The organism is Microbispora sp. NBRC 16548, from assembly GCF_030268985.1.
In the GTDB taxonomy this organism is placed as follows: Bacteria; Actinomycetota; Actinomycetes; order Streptosporangiales; family Streptosporangiaceae; genus Microbispora; species Microbispora catharanthi.
Genome location: NZ_BSSF01000001.1, coordinates 11,571 through 26,873, shown reverse-complemented (window position 1 = coordinate 26,873; position 15,303 = coordinate 11,571). Strand labels below are relative to the sequence as shown.

12 protein-coding genes are annotated in these 15,303 nt (G+C 72.5%); 1 reads left to right on the top strand and 11 read right to left on the bottom strand.

Going from position 1 to position 15,303, the window contains the following annotated elements; all coding sequences use genetic code 11:
• Nucleotides 1-45: 45 nt before the first annotated feature.
• A complete protein-coding gene (locus QSK36_RS00115) occupies nucleotides 46-1,644 on the bottom strand; it encodes a serine/threonine-protein kinase (RefSeq protein ID WP_183544187.1) in 1,599 nt (532 codons plus the stop codon).
• A gap of 165 nt (nucleotides 1,645-1,809) precedes the next feature.
• Between QSK36_RS00115 and QSK36_RS00110 the strand changes: the two genes are divergently transcribed.
• Nucleotides 1,810-2,484, top strand: coding sequence for a LuxR C-terminal-related transcriptional regulator (locus QSK36_RS00110; protein WP_183544189.1), 675 nt, complete (start codon nucleotides 1,810-1,812; stop codon nucleotides 2,482-2,484).
• A gap of 3 nt (nucleotides 2,485-2,487) precedes the next feature.
• Here QSK36_RS00110 and QSK36_RS00105 read toward each other — a convergent pair whose 3' ends face one another.
• From QSK36_RS00105 to QSK36_RS00060, 10 genes are all read right to left on the bottom strand, one after another.
• Nucleotides 2,488-3,744, bottom strand: coding sequence for a glutamate-5-semialdehyde dehydrogenase (locus QSK36_RS00105; protein ID WP_285780893.1), 1,257 nt, complete (start codon nucleotides 3,742-3,744; stop codon nucleotides 2,488-2,490).
• 14 nt (nucleotides 3,745-3,758) lie between these two features.
• The gene (gene proB / locus QSK36_RS00100) at nucleotides 3,759-4,889 is read right to left on the bottom strand and encodes a glutamate 5-kinase (RefSeq protein WP_285780892.1); all 1,131 of its coding nucleotides are present in this window, start codon (nucleotides 4,887-4,889) and stop codon (nucleotides 3,759-3,761) included.
• A gap of 25 nt (nucleotides 4,890-4,914) precedes the next feature.
• A complete protein-coding gene (gene obgE / locus QSK36_RS00095; protein ID WP_183544193.1) occupies nucleotides 4,915-6,264 on the bottom strand; it encodes a GTPase ObgE in 1,350 nt (449 codons plus the stop codon).
• A gap of 96 nt (nucleotides 6,265-6,360) precedes the next feature.
• Nucleotides 6,361-6,618: a 50S ribosomal protein L27 gene (gene rpmA / locus QSK36_RS00090; protein ID WP_030505847.1), complete on the bottom strand. Its 258-nt coding sequence runs from the start codon at nucleotides 6,616-6,618 to the stop codon at nucleotides 6,361-6,363.
• Between the two features lie 45 nt (nucleotides 6,619-6,663).
• Nucleotides 6,664-6,978: a 50S ribosomal protein L21 gene (gene rplU, locus QSK36_RS00085; RefSeq protein WP_030505848.1), complete on the bottom strand. Its 315-nt coding sequence runs from the start codon at nucleotides 6,976-6,978 to the stop codon at nucleotides 6,664-6,666.
• 187 nt (nucleotides 6,979-7,165) lie between these two features.
• Complete coding sequence (locus QSK36_RS00080; protein WP_285780891.1) at nucleotides 7,166-9,979, bottom strand: Rne/Rng family ribonuclease; 2,814 nt, start codon at nucleotides 9,977-9,979, stop codon at nucleotides 7,166-7,168.
• A 187-nt stretch (nucleotides 9,980-10,166) separates the two neighbouring features.
• Nucleotides 10,167-10,883: a TIGR03936 family radical SAM-associated protein gene (locus QSK36_RS00075; RefSeq protein ID WP_205825934.1), complete on the bottom strand. Its 717-nt coding sequence runs from the start codon at nucleotides 10,881-10,883 to the stop codon at nucleotides 10,167-10,169.
• A 109-nt stretch (nucleotides 10,884-10,992) separates the two neighbouring features.
• Nucleotides 10,993-12,915, bottom strand: coding sequence for a TIGR03960 family B12-binding radical SAM protein (locus QSK36_RS00070; protein WP_183544199.1), 1,923 nt, complete (start codon nucleotides 12,913-12,915; stop codon nucleotides 10,993-10,995).
• A gap of 49 nt (nucleotides 12,916-12,964) precedes the next feature.
• Complete coding sequence (locus QSK36_RS00065; protein WP_285780890.1) at nucleotides 12,965-13,846, bottom strand: phosphotransferase family protein; 882 nt, start codon at nucleotides 13,844-13,846, stop codon at nucleotides 12,965-12,967.
• Complete coding sequence (locus QSK36_RS00060; RefSeq protein WP_183544203.1) at nucleotides 13,843-15,303, bottom strand: NsdA family TPR-like regulatory protein; 1,461 nt, start codon at nucleotides 15,301-15,303, stop codon at nucleotides 13,843-13,845. Before QSK36_RS00060 ends, QSK36_RS00065 begins: the two co-directional genes overlap by 4 nt.

Below are 15,303 nucleotides of genomic sequence, written 5' to 3'. Positions count from 1 at the left end.
CAGAACTGAGCCGGCAGGATTGAGCACCGGGTCAGCCCGGCAGCGCTAGAAGAAGAAGGCCACGGCGCGGACGGCTGCGGCGCAGAGCGCGACGAAGCCGCCCAGGACGGCGAGCGCGCGCAGGCCCTCCCGCCGCAGGCCGGGGATGGCCGCGCCCGCGCGCTCGATCTCCCGCCCGTTGATCGCGCCACTGACGACGCCGAACGCCACGCCGGCGATCGTGACGGGCACCGGCTGAGACCACCACTCGGGCTCCAGGCGTCCCCCGGAGCCCACCCACAGCGCCGCGAACGCCGCCGCGGCGGCGGGCAGCCCCGGCCACGCCACGGCAGACAGCAGCGAACCGGCCAGCGTGAGCGGGAACGCCAGCGCGCGCAGGCAGGCGCGGGCACGGCCGGGTTTGCGGCTCCGCACGAGCCAGTGACTGGTCCACACGGCTCTGATCACCACCGCGAGGGCCGCCGTGATCGCGAAGGTGGCGAGCGGGTAGACCACCGACGCCACCACGCACGGAACGGCGAGCAGCGCGACCAGGACCAGGGCCGCGTTCCCGGTCGGGATGCCGAGCGCCCCTTCCGCCCCCTCCGGTGCGGTGGCGAGGGCCGTGGCCGCCCTCACCCGCCGGGGGCGAGCGGCGGAGCCGGGGCCGCCGCGCCGGGCGGCCCGCTCGGCCGCCGTCGCCGGTTCCCGCGTCGTGGTCTCGGCGCCCTTCCTGACCGGCTTGTCCTCCGTCTTGGCGGCCTTCCTGGTCACCGGTTTCGCCACCGGCTTCGCGTCGGCCGCGGCACGCGCCCGGGCCGCCTCCGCGGGCGTACGCGTGGCGGTCTCGGCGACGGACGCCTCCCCGGCGGCCCGCGCGAGCCGGGACAGGCGATCGGCCAGCAACGCGGCGGTCGGGCGGCGGGCGGGGTCGCGATGCAGGGCGGCGCGGACGAGCGGCAGCAGGGCGGCCGGCACCCCCACCAGGTCGGCCTTGCCGTTCAGCACCGCGTACATCTGGGACTCGGCGGTGCCCCGGCCGAAGGTCGGCCGTCCGGTGGCGGCGAACGCCACCGTGGCGGCCCAGCCGTGGATGTCGGCGGGCTCTCCCACGGTCTCGTCCGCGAAGACCTCTGGAGCGCAGTAGCCGGGCGTGCCGAGGAACGTGCCGGTCACCGTGACCCGCGTCGCGTCGAGCACCTGGGCGATGCCGAAGTCGATCAGCACCGGCCCGTCCTCGCCCAGCAGGACGTTGGCCGGCTTGACGTCGCGATGCACGACCCCGCCCGCGTGGATGATCGCCAAAGCCGCCGCGAGGCCCTGCGCCAACGTGATGAGCCGGGACTCCGGCAGCGGCCCGCCACGCCGTACGCCGTCGAGGAGGTTCTCCCCCTCGATGTACTCCATGACGAGGTACGGCCGGTCACCGGACAGGTCGGCGTCGAGCACCTGGGCGACGTACGGGCTCTCGACCCGGCGCAGCGCCCGCACCTCGCGTTCGAGCCGTAATCGGGCGTCGGGATCGTTCTCGATGGGGTCGCGGAGCATCTTCACCGCGACGCGGTCGCCCCGGCGGCCGACGGCGAGGTACACCTCACCCATGCCACCCCGGCCCAGCCGCTCCAGCAGCGCGTAGGGGCCGACCCGCCCGAGACGTCCAGCCATAGGAGCGCCAACCATAGCGGCCCGGCAGCCAGAATAGGCGGAGGCGCGCCGTTCCAATCGCGCATAAGCCGATGCCAACCGGCCCACAAGCGCACCCGGGCAGTCTGTTCATCGACAAGGCGGCCGGACCGCCGGCCCGCAATGACACCGGCGAGACGAAGACAGATGACGATGACTGACTCCTCCGGCGCGATCACCGTCGTGGTCGCCGACGATCACCCACTGTTCGTCGAAGGGATCCGGTCCGCCCTGAAGCAGGAAGCCGCGCAGGCGGCCGGCATCTCCGTCGCCGGCACCGCCTGCGACGACCTCGACGCCCTGCGCCTGTGCGTACGGCTGTCGCCGCAGGTGCTGCTGGCCGACCTGGCGATGCTGGGCGCGCTCGGCTCCCTGCGCCGCCGCTGCCCCGCCGTACGGATGCTCGCGCTGGGCGCCGACGACGGCGAGACGGGCTTCACGAGCGCGCTGCGCGCCGGCGCGCACGGCTACCTGCTGAAGGGATCGGGGCCCGCGGAGATCGCGGCGGCGGTCCGGTCCGTGGCGCTCGGGCAGGTGGTCTTCGGCGGCGGGCTGGCGCCCCGGCTCCTCGACCGTCTCACCACGCCGCAGGCCCGCAGCCCGTTCCCCGGTCTCACCCAGCGGGAGCACGAGATCCTGGAGCGGCTGGCCGACGGCAGGTCCAACGCCGAGATCGCCCGCGAGCTGTGCCTGGCCACCAAGACCGTGCGCAACCACGTGAGCAACGTGCTGACGAAGCTGGCCGCGCCCAGCCGGGTGGACGCGGCCCTGCGGGCCAGGGACGCGGGCCTCGGCTCGCGTCCCGTGCTCACCCGCGTCTGACGGTCACCCTCGTACGTGGCCCTCGCCGGTGTAGATCCACTTGGTGGAGGTGAGCTCCGGAAGCCCCATGGGGCCCCGGGCGTGCAGCTTCTGGGTGGAGATGCCGATCTCCGCCCCGAAGCCGAACTCCCCGCCGTCGGTGAACCGGGTCGAGGCGTTCACCGCGACCGCCGCCGAGTCCACGGTCGCCACGAACCTGCGGGCGGCCGGCTGGGAGCGGGTCACGATGGCGTCGGTGTGGGCCGAGCCATACCTGCGGATGTGCGCGACCGCGTCGTCCAGCGAGTCGACGACGGCGGCGGCGATGTCGAGCGAGAGGTACTCCGTGGTGAAGTCCTCCTCGGTGGCGGCCACGACGTCGGCGCCGTAGGCCCGCACGCGCTCGTCCCCGTGGACGGTCACCCCGGCGTCCTTCAGCGCCGTCAGCGCCCTGGGGACGAACTCGTCGGCGATGGCGGCGTGCACGAGGAGCGTCTCGGCCGCGTTGCACACCGAGGGCCGCTGCGCCTTGGCGTTCACCAGGATCTTCAGGGCGGTGTCGATGTCGGCGTCGGCGTCCACGTACACGTGGCAGTTGCCCACCCCTGTCTCGATCACCGGCACGGTCGACTCCTCGACCACGCTGTTGATCAGCGAGGCGCCGCCGCGCGGGATCAGCACGTCCACCAGCCCGCGGGCGCGCATCAGGTGCTTGACCGACTCGCGGGTCTGGCCCGGCACGAGCTGCACGGCGTCCGCCGGCACCTCGGTCGCCGCCAGCGCCTCCTGCATGACCCGCACCAGCGCGGCGTTGGAGGAGTACGCGCTGGACGACCCCCGCAGCAGCACGCCGTTGCCGCTCTTGAGGCAGAGCGCGGCCGCGTCCACGGTCACGTTGGGCCGGCCCTCGTAGATGATGCCGATGACGCCGAGGGGCACCCGCACCTGACGCAGCTCCAGGCCGTTGGGCAGCGTGCTGCCGCGCACGACCTCGCCGACCGGGTCGGGCAGGTCGGCCACCTGGCGGACGGCCGCCGCGATCGTGGCGATCCGGCCCGCGTCGAGCCGCAGCCGGTCGATCATCGCTTCGGAGGTGCCGTTCTCCCTGGCCCGGTCCACGTCCACGGCGTTGGCCGCGACGATCTCGTCCGTGGCCGCCTCCAGGGCGTCGGCCACGGCGCGCAGCGCCGCGTCCTTCGGCGCGCGCGGCATCGGCGCGAGCACCGTCGCGGCGTCCCTCGCCGCCCGCGCGACCTTCAGAAATTCCTCTGCCTCAGACATTGCCTCGCGCTCCGTCACTTGTGGTGGTGAACAGGCTCCAATATCACGATGTCGTCCCGGTGGATCAGCTCGCGCTCGTACTCCGGGCCGAGTGTGCTGGCCAGCTCCCGGGTGGAGCGGCCGAGCAGGTCGGGGACCTCCCCCACGTCATAGTTGACCAGACCGCGGGCGACGACGGCGCCCGACGGCGCGCACAGGTCGACCGGGTCGCCCGCGGCGAAGTCGCCCTCGACCTTCACGACGCCCGCGGGCAGCAGCGACTTGCGCCGATCGACCACGGCCTCGACCGCGCCCGCGTCCAGGTGCAGGCGGCCCCTGCCGGTCGTCGCGTGGGCCAGCCACAGCAGCCGGGTGCCGGGGTGACGGCCTCCCGGGTGGAAGCAGGTGCCGATGTCGGCACCGGCGAGCGCCTGCGCCGCGTGCGCCGCCGCCGTGAGCACGACCGGGACGCCCGCCCCGGTGGCGATGCGGGCCGCCTCCACCTTGGTGATCATGCCGCCGGTGCCGACCCGGCCGGAGGTGCCCAGCTCGACGCCCTCCAGGTCCTCAGGCCCCCGGACCTCGGCGATCCGCTGGGCGCCGTCCTTGCGCGGGTCGCCGTCGTACAAGGCGTCGACGTCCGACAGCAGCACCATGCCGTCGGCGTGCGTGAGGTGGGCCACCAGCGCCGCGAGCCGGTCGTTGTCGCCGAACCGGATCTCGTCGGTGGCCACCGTGTCGTTCTCGTTGACCACGGGGACGATGCCGAGCTCGAGCAGCCGGGCCAGCGTCCGCTGGGCGTTGCGGTGGTGCGAGCGGCGCATCATGTCGTCGGCCGTCAGCAGCACCTGCCCCACGCGCAGGCCATACCTGGCGAAGGACGAGGTGTAGCGGGCGACCAGCACGCCCTGCCCGACCGAGGCGGCCGCCTGCTGGGTGGCCAGGTCCTTGGGCCGGTCGCGCAGCCCTAACGGCCCGAGCCCGGCGGCGATCGCGCCGGACGACACGAGCACGATCTGCGTGCCGGCCGTGCGCCGGGCCGCCAGCACGTCGACCAGCGCGTCCACCCGGTCGACGTCGATCGTGCCCCGGGACGTCGTCAGCGACGACGACCCCACCTTGACCACCAGCCGCGCGGCCTCGCGGATCCGCTCCCTGCCTGTCACGCCATCTCCCACTCCGGCCCCCCGATCAGCCGAGCCTCGCGTCGGTGCCACGCGGGCCCATCGTCGCCTCCGTGGCCTGCGACGGCTGCCAGTCGAAGACGTAGCCGCCCTCCATCGGGCCGATGATCACCTCGGCGCCGGCCGTCGCGCCGGCCTTGATCAGCGCCTCCTCGACGCCGAGCCGTTCAAGCCGGTCGGCCAGATAGCCGACGGCCTCGTCGTTGGAGAAGTCGGTCTGGCGGATCCACCGCTCGGGCTTCTCGCCGCTCACCTGGAAGCGGTTCTCGTCGATCCGGCGTACGGCGAACCCGGTCTCGCCGAGCTGCCTGGGCCGGATGACCAGCCGCGTGGGCTCCTCCACCGGGGCCTGCGCCCGCGCCGCCGCCACCATCTCCCCCACCGCGTACGCCAGGGGCCGCAGGCCCTCGTGACTGGCGGCGGAGATCTCGAAGACGCGCAGTCCGCGCTCCTCCAGCATGGGCGTGACGATGTCGGCCAGCTCCCGGCCGTCGGGGACGTCCACCTTGTTCAGCGCGACCAGTCGCGGCCGGTCCTGCAGCGAGCCGTACGCCGCCAGCTCGGCCTCGATCACCTCGAAGTCGGTGACCGGGTCGCGCCCCGGCTCGATCGTCGCGCAGTCGAGCACGTGCACGATCGTCGAGCAGCGCTCGACGTGCCGCAGGAACTCGTGACCGAGCCCCCGGCCCTCGGACGCCCCCGGGATGAGCCCCGGCACGTCGGCGACCGTGAAGACCGTCTCGCCCGCCGTCACCACGCCGAGGTTGGGGATGAGCGTCGTGAACGGATAGTCGGCGATCTTGGGGCGGGCCGCGGAGAGCGCCGCGATCAGGGACGACTTGCCCGCGTTGGGGAACCCGACCAGCGCCACGTCGGCGACGGTCTTGAGTTCGAGCACGATCTCGGCCTCGTCACCCGGCTCGCCGAGCAGCGCGAACCCGGGGGCCTTGCGCTTGGCGTTGGCCAGCGCGGCGTTGCCGAGGCCGCCGAAGCCGCCCTGCGCGGCGACGTAGCGGGTCCCGGCGCCGACCAGGTCGACCAGCACCTCGCCGGTCCTGGCGTCCTTCACGACCGTGCCGTTGGGCACCGGCAGGACGATGTCCTCGCCGTTGGCGCCGTCCCGGTTGGAGCCCATGCCCTGCTTGCCGTTGCCCCCGCGACGGTGCGGCCGGTGGTGGTACTCCAGCAGGGTGGCGGTGTTGGGATCCACCTCCAGGATGACGTCGCCGCCGCGTCCGCCGTTGCCGCCGTCGGGCCCGCCGAGCGGCTTGAACTTCTCCCGGTGGATGGAGGCGCAGCCGTTGCCCCCGTCACCCGCCTTGATGTGCAGGACGACGTGGTCCACGAAGTCGGCCATCAGCCGCTCCCCCTCACTGCTGTACGGAAAAACGAATGAGGCGGACCGAATGCTCGATCCGCCTCATCGCGCTGCTTGTTGGTGTCCGGGGCGGATCTACTCCGCGGCCGGGACGATGCTCACCGCGCGGCGACCGCGCTTGGTGCCGAACTGCACCCGGCCCGTGGCCAGGGCGAACAGCGTGTCGTCGCCACCACGGCCGACGTTGTCGCCGGGGTGGAAGTGCGTGCCGCGCTGACGGACGATGATCTCGCCCGCGTTCACCAGCTGACCGCCGAAACGCTTCACACCGAGGCGCTGAGCGTTCGAGTCACGGCCGTTCCGGGTGGACGAGGCGCCCTTCTTGTGTGCCATGGTTCACTCCCTTTCGGGGGTAAGCGGGGGTCGTCCCCCGGGAAACTACTGTCCGGGGTTGATGCCGGTGACCTTGACCTGGGTGTACCGCTGGCGGTGACCCTGGCGCTTCTTGTATCCGGTCTTGTTCTTGTACTTCAGAATCCGGATCTTCGGTCCCTTGGTCTCGCCGAGGATCTCGGCGGTCACCTGGAACCGGGAAAGCGTGGCAGCGTCGGTGGTGACATCGCCGTCGTTGACGACGAGCACCGCCGGCAGCGACACCGAGGAGCCAACCTCGCCGGCGACCTTGTCCACCTCGAGGACGTCCCCGACGGAGACCTTCTGCTGCCTGCCGCCGCAACGAACGATCGCGTACACCGCGGAACCCTTCTACTGGCTAAATGCTGAGATGCCGCGCCCCGCATCCAGCTGCTGTCGATACACGACCGGCGATCCGGGCAGGCGCGCGAAGCCAGGCACGCCGACACCAGGCGCACCGGATGACCAGGGTACCGGATATCCGGCACCCAGGTCGAACCGAGCGGACCGCCGGGTGACGAAGTCGTTACTCCGCCGTCTTCCTGCGGGAACGTCGACGTCCCCGGGAAGACGACGCGGAGCCTTCGCCCTCGTCTGAGTCGGTGGGATCGGCGTCGATGGCGTCGGTGACGCTCTCGCGCACCGAGCCCGCCGCCGCGGCGACGGAGCCCTCGCCCGCCGCCACCTTCTCGGCCACCGCCTTCTCGATGGCCATCTTGCCCTGCGTGCCGCGCGGCTCGGGCTTCGCCTCGACCGGTTCGGTCGACACGATGATCCCGCGCCCGTGGCAGCAGTCGCACGGCGTGGAGAACGCCTCCAGCAGGCCCTGACCGACCCGCTTGCGCGTCATCTGCACCAGACCCAGCGAGGTGACCTCGGCCACCTGGTGCTTGGTCCGGTCGCGCGCCAGGCACTCCAGCAGCCGCCGGAGCACCAGGTCGCGGTTGCTCTCCAAGACCATGTCGATGAAGTCGATCACGATGATGCCGCCGATGTCCCGCAGCCTGAGCTGGCGGACGATCTCCTCGGCCGCCTCCAGGTTGTTGCGGGTGACGGTCTCCTCGAGGTTGCCGCCCTGCCCGGTGAACTTGCCGGTGTTGACGTCGACGACGGTCATCGCCTCGGTCCTGTCGATCACCAGCGAGCCGCCGGACGGCAGCCACACCTTGCGCTCCATCGCCTTGGCGATCTGCTCGTCGATGCGATAGGCGGAGAACGCGTCGGTCTCCTCCTCCCACTTCGACAGCCGCTCGGTCAGGTGCGGGGCGACGTAGCGGACGTACTCGTCCACCGTCGTCCACGCCTCGTCGCCCTCGACGACCAGGGAGCTGAAGTCCTCGTTGAAGACGTCGCGGACCACCCGGATGGTCAGGTCGGGCTCGCCGGACAGCAGCTCCGGCGGGCTGGCCGACTTGGCCTTGCGCTGGATGTTCTCCCACTGGGCCGACAGCCGGGCGACGTCGCGGCTGAGCTCCTCCTCCGAGGCGCCCTCCGCGGCGGTGCGCACGATGACGCCCGCGTTCTCCGGCATGACCTTGCGCAGGATCTGCTTGAGCCGGGTCCGCTCCTTGTCGGGCAGCTTGCGGCTGATCCCGGTCATCGAGCCGTCCGGCACGTAGACCAGGTAGCGGCCGGGGAGGCTGATCTGGGAGGTCAGCCGGGCGCCCTTGTGGCCGATCGGGTCCTTGGTGACCTGGACGAGCACCGACTGCCCGGACTTCAGCGCCGCCTCGATCCGCTTGGGCTGGCCCTCCAGCCCCGCGGTGTCGAAGTTCACCTCGCCGGCGTACAGCACGGCGTTGCGGCCCTTGCCGATGTCCACGAACGCCGCCTCCATCGAGGGCAGCACGTTCTGGACCTTGCCGAGGTAGACGTTGCCGACGTACGACTGGCTGGACTCCCGGTCGACGTAGTGCTCGACGAGGATGCCGTCCTCGAGCACCGCGATCTGGGTGCGGCCGCCCTGGCGGCGCACGACCATGATCCGCTCGACCGACTCGCGCCGGGCCAGGAACTCCGACTCGGTGATGATCGGGGGACGGCGGCGGCCCAGCTCGCGGCCCTCACGGCGGCGCTGCTTCTTGGCCTCCAGCCGGGTCGATCCCCGTACGCCCTGGACCTCGTCCACCGAGGTGGACCTGGTGGCGCGGGGCGCCCGGATGCGGACGACGGTGTTCGGCGGGTCGTCGGGGGCCAGCTCGGCCTCCTCGGTGCCCCGGCGGCGGCGCCGGCGACGGCGCCGGGTGCCGGCCTGGCCCTCGGAGTCGTCGTCGGCCTGCTCGCGGTCGTCCTCCTCGGCCGACGCGGCCTGCGGCTCCTCGCCCTCGCCGTCTTGCTCCTCGCCGTCCTCGGCGTCCCTGGCGCGGGCACCGCGCCCGCGTCCGCCCCGGCGGCGGCGCCGCCTGCGGGCGCCGCCCTCGCCCTCGGACTCGTCCTCGCCGGATTCGGCCGTCTCCTCCGGCTCCTCCGCCTCCTCGTCCTCCGCCGGTGCCGGCTCGGCCGCGGGCGACGCGGGCCTCTGCACGGGCACCGCGAACGGGTCGGGGGCCTGGAAGAGCGGCTGGAACAGCGCCGACGGCGCCTGGAAGGTCACCGAGGGCACGGACGGCTGCCGTGCGGACAGACCGAAGGGGTCGGCGACCACGTCCGGCCGCCCGCCGTCCTCCTCGACGTCGACGTCTTCAATGTCGACGTCCTCGATTTCGAGCGGCTCGTCGTCCAGCGGCTCCTCGTCGGGGAGGTTGAGCCGCAGCGCGGCGGCGACCTCCGCCTCGGCGGCGCTCATCGCCCTGGATCGTTCCGGCTCCGGCTCTGCAGCGCGGGCGCGGCGGCGGCGCTTCGGGGCGACGGGCTCCTCGGCCTGCGCCGTCTCCTCGGCCTGCTCCGGCTGCGGGGACGGCTCGGTCTCGTCGGTCCTCTTGCGGGTACGGCGACGCCGCGTGGGCGCGGCCGACTCGTCGTCCGCGGCCGGCACCGGCTCCGCTGTGGCCGTCACCGTCTCCGCCGCAACCGGCACCGTCTCCCCGGCGGCCGGCGCCGACGGCTCCTCGGCGACCGGCTCCTCGGCGGTCTTCGTGCGGCGGCGGGTGACGCGCTTGGGCCGCTCCTTCGCGACAGGCTCCTCCTGCGCGGGGGTCACCGCGGTCGGCTCGGCCGCTTCCGGCGCAGTGCTCTCCGCCGCCTTCGGCTCAGTGCTTTCCGCCGCCTTCGGCTTGTTGGCCGCGGCCACCGTGGTCACCGGCGGCGGCAGGTCGTCCGGCTCGGGCGGGGGCCCGGCCGGGCGGCTCGCCGACCGGCGGCGCGGGGTCGTGGACACGCCGGACGGACCGGAGGAAACCATGTCTTCCCCGGCCTGGCCGCGTTCTTCTGTTGTCGTGTCACCGTCAAGGCTCACAGCCCCGTCAGTGGGCTCGTTGTCGAGCATGCGGGCGTTCTCCCGTCAGCCTCCGGGCACGTTGCCGCGCCGCGCGGAGGCTCTCGTCTCTCTCGGTCCGCCGGGCTTCCTGTCGGCGCCTCGGCGGCAAGTCTTATCGGTCTCCGCCTGCCCGGTCGAAGGCGAACGGGTCGGCGGGCTCACCGGTCATCGCGTCGAGCGGCCCCTGCGCCAGCCTGGTCACCGCTGCGGGTGACGGCGGCGCGAAGCCTGCCACGAGACGCAGACCCATGAGCGCGTCATCGGGCCGGACGGCAGGTGTTTCGTGCCGAACAACCATACGAAGTATGACACACGGTTGAACGGTCTCCTGACCTGCCGTAATTCCCGGCCCCTCCACGACGGCCAGCGAACGCACCGCCTGGCGGGCGTCGAACCGCCGCATTCCCTTCTTGGTCAGACGTTCGACCTCCACCAGGTCGGCCGCGAGGAACTCCTTCACCGCCCGCTCGGCCTCGGCCGGATCGGCCCCGGGGAGCCGCAGCTCCCACATCGAGCCCTCCAGCCGGTCGGCGAGATTCCCGTCCCGCGCCTCCACCACATCGAGCACGTCCAACCCCGGCGGCAGCGAGGCGTCGAGGTCGTCGCGAACCCGCCGCGGGTCGCACGGCCGGTTCACCCCGATCTCGAGGTACTCGGCCTCGCTCGCCACTCCGGTGGGGGCGGCGCCGGCGTAGGAGATCTTCGGGTGGGGGCTGAAGCCGGCGCTGTAGGCCACCGGAATACCGGCTCGCCGCACCGCCCTTTCGACGGCGCGGGAGATGTCGCGGTGGCTGGTGAAGCGCAGGCGGCCCCGCTTGGCATAGCGCACGCGAAGGCGCTGCACGGTGGGTTCGGGCGCGGGCCCGTCGGGAACGGGTTTCAGAGTTCCGTCGTCCTTCCGCTTTCGGTCGATCGTCTTTCAGAATAGGCCGTGAGCGTCAGATCACGGTGAGTGGCAGCAGTTTCCTGCCCGTCGGGCCGATCTGGATCTCCGTCCCCATCGTGGGGCAGACACCGCAGTCGTAGCAGGGCGTCCAGCGGCAGTCCTCGACCTCGACCGTGTTGAGCGCGTCCTGCCAGTCCTGCCACAGCCACTCGCGGTCGAGGCCGGCGTCGAGGTGGTCCCAGGGAAGCACCTCGTGCTCGTCCCGATCGCGCGTCGTGTACCAGTCCACGTCGACCGGCTCGTCGGCGAAGGCACGCTCGGCCGCGGCCATCCACCGTTCGAACGAGAAGTGCTCGCTCCAGCCGTCGAAACGGCCGCCGTCCTCCCAGACGGCCCGGATGACCCTGCCCACCCGGCGGTCGCCCCGCGACAGCAGCCCCTCCACGATCGACGGCTTGCCGTCGTGGTAGCGGTAGCCGATGGCCCTGCCGTACTCCTTGTCGGAGCGCAGGGCGTCGCGCAGCGTGCGCAGCCGGCGGTCCACCGTCTCGTGGTCGCACTGGGCGGCCCACTGGAACGGGGTGTGCGGCTTGGGCACGAACCCGCCGATGGAAACGGTGCAGCGGATGTCGCGCGAGCCCGTCGCCTCGCGGCCCGCCTTGATGACCTTCTTGGCCAGGTCGGCGATGCCGAGGACGTCCTCGTCCTCCTCGGTCGGGAGCCCGCACATGAAGTAGAGCTTCACCTGCCGCCAGCCGTTGGAGTAGGCGGTGGTGACCGTGCGGATGAGGTCCTCCTCGGTGACCATCTTGTTGATCACCTTGCGCATCCGCTCGGATCCGCCCTCCGGCGCGAACGTGAGACCGGAACGGCGGCCGTTCCGGGACAGCTCGTTCGCCAGGTCGATGTTGAACGCGTCGACCCTGGTGGACGGCAGGGACAGACCGACCTGGCTGCCCTCGTAGCGGTCCGCGAGACCCCTGGTGACATCGGCGATCTCGGAGTGGTCCGCGCTGGACAGCGACAGCAGCCCGACCTCGCTGAAGCCGGACTCCCTGATCCCCGCCTCGACCATGTCGCCGATCGTGGTGATCGACCGCTCCCGGACCGGACGGGTGATCATCCCCGCCTGGCAGAAGCGGCAGCCCCGGGTGCAACCCCGGAAGATCTCGACGCTGAACCGCTCGTGCACGGTCTCGGCGAGCGGGACCAGCGGTTTCTTCGGGTACGGCCATTCGTCGAGGTCCATGACCGTGTGCTTGAACACGCGCGTCGGCACGCCGTCGCGGTTGGGGACGACGCGCATGATGCGCCCGTCCGGGTGGTACTCGACGTCATAGAACTTCGGGACGTACACCCCGCCCGTGGAGGCGAGGCGCATCAGCAGCTCGTCGCGGCCGCCGGGCGAGCCCTCGGCCTTCCACTCGCGCAGCACCTCGGAGATCGCGATGGCGATCTGCTCGCCGTCGCCGAGCACGGCGGCGTCGAGGAAGTCGGCGATCGGCTCCGGGTTGAACGCGGCGTGGCCGCCCGCCAGCACGATCGGATCCTCGTCGGTGCGGTCCGCCGCCTCCAGCGGGATCCCCGCCAGATCGAGCGCGGTGAGGAGGTTCGTGTAGCCGAGTTCGGTGGCGAACGACACCCCGAGGACGTCGAACGCGCGAACCGGCCGGTGCCCGTCCACGGTGAACTGCGGGACGCCCTCGGATCGCATGAGCGCCTCGAGGTCGGGCCACACCGCGTAGGTGCGCTCCGCCAGTGTCTCGGGCAGCTCGTTGAGGATCTCGTAGAGGATCTGCACCCCCTGGTTGGGCAGGCCGACCTCGTAGGCGTCCGGGTACATCAGAGCCCACCGGACGGTCGCCTCGTCCCAGTCCTTGACCGTCGAGTTCAGCTCGCCCCCGACGTACTGGATCGGCTTCTGCACCTTGGGCAGCAGCGGCTCCAGGCGGGGAAACAACGACTCGACAGACATGCATCCAGGGTATCGGCTCCGGGGAGTGGCCCCTGCGGATCTTCCGTCCTCAGAAGGGGTGCCAGATCCGGTCGTCGCCCGCGCGCAGCGAGGCCAGGCGGTGGCGCAGTTCGGCGTGCGCCGCGGCGTCCCGGTGCCCGATACGCAGCACGGCCGTCAGCGTCTGCAGCTCCCTGATGTCGCGGAGCACCGGATAGCCCGGCCAGTCCCTGATGTCGCCCCCGTACGCGTGGGCGAAGCCGTCGCGCTGCGCGTCCGACAGCCCGAACCTGGCGCCCTGCAGGGTGGGCACCAGGTCGATCTCGCGCGGCCCCGCGCTGGCCGAGTCCCAGTCGCACAGCAGGATCCGGTCCGCGGTGCGGATCAGGTTGCCCCGGTGCGCGTCCCCGTGGACCAGCCCGTACGGCAGGACGAACTCGACCCGCTCGTAGTACGCCTCCTCCAGCGCCGCGCACCGGCCCAGCAGCCACTCCCGCTCCTCGCCGTCCAGCACGAGACTGGCCCGTACGGCCCGCCGCACGCGGCCGAAGGGGTCGTAGGTCGGCAGCGCGAACGGGACCGGCGGCAGGGAGTGCAGCCACCGAAGCAGCAGGCCGAGCGGAACCGGGTCGCCGTCGTCCGCGCCGTCCTCGTAGTGCCAGAAGGTCGCCAGGCAGCCCTCGACGGCCAGCGGCTGGCGCACGTCGAGCGGCAGCGTGACGGGGAAGCCCTGCTCGTCCAGCCAGCGAGTGACCTTGAGCGAGGTGACCAGGCGGTCGTACTTGCCGGGAGTGCCGGTCTCCGCGAGGCGGACGACGACCCCCTCCCCCGGCAGGTGGTACACCGTGTTGGCGAAACTGCGCAGCAGCCGGGCGCCGTCGGCGCTGAGCCCCGCCTGGCGGCACGCCTCAGCGAGCGCGGGCGGGGTGCCGGCGACGGTGGAAATGCTCATCGCATGTCCCCCTCACCGCGCGGCGCCTCGGGCACTGCTTCGGACAGTGCCTCGGGCAGCGCCCGGGCGGCCGACTGGGGCAGGCCGGTCGCGCAGAACGACTCCAGTCGCTCGGCGAGAGCGCCGCGCACCATCGTCCGGGTGGATTGCAGGGTCTCGGCGAGACTGTCGATCCTGCGCTCGGGCGGCAGGGCCAGCAGCGGGGTCAGGGCCTGCTCGGCCCCGCCTGGGTCGTCCTCCATCAGGTGCGCGACCGCGAGGTGGGCCCCGGCCATCGCCTCACAGCCGTACGACCTGTTCTGCCGGTCCTCCCGCTCGTACAGGTCGAGCGCGGTGCGGGCCTGCTCGATCGCCCGGGCGGGCTGGCCGAGGTGCAGGTGTGTGACCGCCGTGTAGTAGGCGTGCTTGGCGGGCCGGAAGGAGAATTCCCCGGCGAACCCGTCGTGCAGTTCGTCCCCGGCGCCCGACTCGCGGGCGTCCGCCGCCTTGAGCAGGTCGTCTTCGGCCTCGCGGGTCCAGCCGAGCATCGCCCCCGCCCGCGCGCGCAGCATGTGGAGCCGCGCGCCGCCCTGACCCCGCGGCAGCTGGGTGAGGCCGTCCTCGGCGTAGCCCGCCGCGTCCTCATACCGCCGGTCCCACAGCGCGACCGACGCCTGCATGCCGCGGGCCCAGCCCATGAGCGACCGGTGGCCGGCGATCCTGCCGTACGTCCACGCCGCGCGGGCGAGGGTGTCGGCGGGCACGCGCCGGCCCATGTCCATGCTCGCGTTGGCCATCAGCCCGCACAGCGTTCCCGCCAGGAAGTACAGCTCACCGGCCTGGCCCGGGTGGACGTGCCGCTCCAGGGCCCGGCGGGTCTGCTCCTGCAGCGCCCGCATCTCCACGAACAGCGGCAGCGGCGCCTCCCAGACGTACCGCCGGGACAGCCAGATCACCTGCGTGCGCAGCCGTTCCAGCGTGCTGTCGCCGATCTCGCTCGTCTCGACCCGCTCGGCGTGCTCGCTCGCCTCCTGCGCGGCGGCGCTGATCAGGTCGGGCGCGGCGGGGCGCCGCCACGCCGCGGGGCGGCGCATCTCCGGGGGCGTGTAGTCCCGGGCGAACCCGAGCTGCACCGGGCCCGTCTCGAACAGGCGGCACAGCAGGTCGGTGTAGTCGCGGTCGGGCCGGGCCCCGGCCTCCCACTCCCGCCAGGACCGCTCGCTCAGCCCCCTGCGCTTGATCTGCTCGCGGTCGCACATCGCGTGGAAGCGCTCGATCGCCTCCTCGACCGTCCACCCGTACGCCAGGCGCAGGCACTTGAAACGGGTCAGCTGCGGGCAGCAGAGGTGGATCTCGTCGGCGATCTGGTGGAAGACCGCGGTCGTCGGCGGCTCTCCGAGAGCGGCGAGGGTGCGCTCGCGGATGCCGCCGGCGATCTGGATGGCGGACCGGTCCCCGCCGCGTGTGGGTGTCGTCAT

Coding starts and splice junctions, on each gene's coding strand:
- QSK36_RS00105 (WP_285780893.1), bottom strand. CDS start 3,744: ATGTCTGAGGCAGAGGAATTTCTGAAGGTCGCGCGGGCGGCGAGGGAC.
- QSK36_RS00065 (WP_285780890.1), bottom strand. CDS start 13,846: ATGAGCATTTCCACCGTCGCCGGCACCCCGCCCGCGCTCGCTGAGGCG.
- QSK36_RS00115 (WP_183544187.1), bottom strand. CDS start 1,644: ATGGCTGGACGTCTCGGGCGGGTCGGCCCCTACGCGCTGCTGGAGCGG.
- obgE (WP_183544193.1), bottom strand. CDS start 6,264: ATGGCCGACTTCGTGGACCACGTCGTCCTGCACATCAAGGCGGGTGAC.
- QSK36_RS00110 (WP_183544189.1), top strand. CDS start 1,810: ATGACGATGACTGACTCCTCCGGCGCGATCACCGTCGTGGTCGCCGAC.
- rpmA (WP_030505847.1), bottom strand. CDS start 6,618: ATGGCACACAAGAAGGGCGCCTCGTCCACCCGGAACGGCCGTGACTCG.
- QSK36_RS00070 (WP_183544199.1), bottom strand. CDS start 12,915: ATGTCTGTCGAGTCGTTGTTTCCCCGCCTGGAGCCGCTGCTGCCCAAG.
- QSK36_RS00080 (WP_285780891.1), bottom strand. CDS start 9,979: ATGGTTTCCTCCGGTCCGTCCGGCGTGTCCACGACCCCGCGCCGCCGG.
- QSK36_RS00060 (WP_183544203.1), bottom strand. CDS start 15,303: ATGACGACACCCACACGCGGCGGGGACCGGTCCGCCATCCAGATCGCC.